Source organism: Deltaproteobacteria bacterium (assembly GCA_016875395.1).
Taxonomy (GTDB): Bacteria; Myxococcota_A; UBA9160; order UBA9160; family UBA6930; genus VGRF01.
This window is the reverse complement of sequence record VGRF01000091.1, coordinates 1-1,188: the sequence shown is the minus strand read 5'-3', so window position 1 is coordinate 1,188 and position 1,188 is coordinate 1. Positions and strand designations below refer to the sequence as shown.

At 70.7% G+C, this 1,188-nt stretch carries 1 protein-coding gene; it reads right to left on the bottom strand.

What is annotated here, in order from left to right; translation table 11 throughout:
* The coding region (locus FJ091_22290; protein MBM4386079.1) for a sulfoacetaldehyde acetyltransferase at positions 1-1,151 on the bottom strand (1,151 nt) is incomplete at its 3' end.
* Positions 1,152-1,188 lie beyond the last annotated feature (37 nt).

Genomic DNA, 1,188 nt, shown 5'->3' with positions numbered 1-1,188 from the left:
GGGTGCAGATACGCGGAGCCGCGCATCTCGCGCACGCTCCACGCGTCCTGCTCGTGATCCCAGCTCGCGCGCTCCTCGGTCCAGCGCTGCTTCTCGCGCGCGATCGTGGCGGCGCGCTCGGCGCGCGTCACGTCGCCCGCGAGCGCGCGCTGCGCGAGGCGAGCTGTCAGGGCCTCGGCGGCTTCGCGCGCGTCGCCGCACACCGCGACGTGGGTCTTCTTCACGAGCCCGAGCACACGCGGGTCGGCGTCGACCTGCACGAGCTTCGCGTTCGCGGGCCAGTAATCGAAGCCGTACTGCGGCAGCGTGCCGAAGGGGCCGAGGCGCGAGCCGAGCGCGAGCACGACGTCGGCCTGAGCGATGACGCGCATCGCGGCCTTCGACCCGTGATAACCGAGGGGGCCGCACGCAAGCGCGTGGCTCGCGGGGAACGAGTCGTTGTGGAGGTACGAGTTCACGACGGCGGCGCCGAGCTTCTCGGCGAGCGCGACGAGCGCGGCCGCGCCGTTCGACATCACCACGCCGCCGCCCGCGATGATCACCGGGAAGCGCGCCTCGGAGAGCAGCTTCGCCGCAGCGTCGAGGTCGGCGCTCGCGCCGGGGCCGCGCGAGATCTTCAGTGGCGCGGGGATCTCGCATTCGACGTCGCCGTAGAAGTAGTCGCGCGGGATGTTGAGCTGCGTCGGCCCGAGCTCGAGGTGCGCGCGGTCGAAGGCGCGCGCCGTCAGCTCCGCCATGCGCGCGGGCGAGTTCACGTGGGCCTGATACTTCGTGATCTTCGAGAAGATCGGGAGCTGGTCCGTCTCCTGAAAGCCGCCGAGCCCGACACCGAGCGAGCCTGCCTCGGGCGTGATCGCGACGACCGGACTGTGCGCCCAGTAGGCGGCGGCGATCGCGGTGACGAAGTTCGTGATGCCCGGGCCGTTCTGCGCGATGCACACGCCGTGTTTCCCGCTCACGCGCGAGAAGCCGTCGGCCATGTGTGCCGCGCCCTGCTCGTGCACGGTGGGCACGAAGCGAATGCCCGCGGTGGGAAAAAGGTCGAGCGCGTCCATGTAGGCCGAGCCGACGATCCCGAACACGTGGGTCACGCCCTGCGAAACGAGCGTCTCGACGAACGCCTCGGAAGGGGTCATGCGCTGCTTCGCCATCGGTGCACCTCGCGAAAGGGCGAGCGAGTCTGACACA